Source organism: Actinomadura sp. HBU206391 (assembly GCF_014323665.1).
Classification (GTDB): domain Bacteria; phylum Actinomycetota; class Actinomycetes; order Streptosporangiales; family Streptosporangiaceae; genus Actinomadura_C.
The window spans coordinates 1-911 of record NZ_JABVEB010000570.1; the positions used below are offsets into that span (position 1 = coordinate 1).

The 911-nt window shown below is 64.0% G+C and carries 2 protein-coding genes; one reads left to right on the forward strand and one right to left on the reverse strand.

Features of this window, described 5'->3' with window-relative positions; all coding sequences use genetic code 11:
* The first annotated feature begins 143 nt into the window (after positions 1–143).
* Positions 144–506 (forward strand): hypothetical protein, encoded by a 363-nt coding sequence (locus HKK72_RS39470; protein ID WP_187239460.1) that lies wholly within the window; start codon positions 144–146, stop codon positions 504–506.
* A 77-nt stretch (positions 507–583) separates the two neighbouring features.
* Here HKK72_RS39470 and HKK72_RS39475 read toward each other — a convergent pair.
* Positions 584–911: transposase (locus HKK72_RS39475; RefSeq protein WP_187239461.1), on the reverse strand; the 328-nt coding region annotated here is incomplete at its 5' end.

Here is a 911-nt window from a genome sequence, read left to right on the forward strand (position 1 = left end):
TAGGGCGTGTCCTGTAGATCTTGGCCGATTCGTCTGATAGTTCCATCCAATGGGTGAGGAACGGTTGAGGGGCCCCGGCAGGCTGTGGCCGGCTGGTGGGCTGCGGTGTGCGCCAGGGGCGGTCAGGCTTGTCGGAGTCTCGAATGAATGAGGCCGAGCTTCCGCCAGGAACCGCTGATCCTCGGCTGGCGGAGGTGGAGACGGTGGTGCGTGCCTGGGGAAGGCCTTTCGGCTACCGGGTGCGGTGGTCCCATGGAGCGATTCCGCTCTGGGGCGTCGACGATGTCCGCCCTTACCTGCGTGTCGACCTTGTCGATGGCCGAGACGACATTGTCGATGTGATTCCGCTGGATGGTGGCGATCTGGTGGTCGGTATGGTCAACGGGTCGAGCGGAACCTGCAGAGGTTGGGAGTGCGGCCCTGACCAGCTCCTTGATGTGCTGAAGGAGGCAGATGAGTACTCCCGGTCCTGCCAGCGCTTCGCCGATTTCGGCGGCCTGTACTGATCGCGGCAGCGTTCCGCGAGGCACCCGTATTCATCGCCACGACAACGCCTCGATCGGCCAAGATCTGTTTCGCGGTTTCATGGAACGGGGTCTCGTAGCCAGATCCGGATCGAGGCGACGTCGACGGTGCCCTGGTAGATGCGCTCTCGTTTGTCGTACCTGGTCGCGACCGCACGGAACTGGCGGAGCTTGTTGAAGCAGCGCTCGACGGTGTTGCGGTCTTTGTAGGCCGCAGGGTCGAAGACCGGCGGGCGGCCGCCTTTGGAACCGAGCTTGCGGCGGTTGGCCTTCTGATCCTCCTTGACGGGGATGACCGCTTTGATCCCGCGTTTCCGCAGGTAAACGCGGTTCGCGCGGGAGGAATAGGCCTTATCGCCCATCGCACGCGCAGGCCGGGTCCGAGGC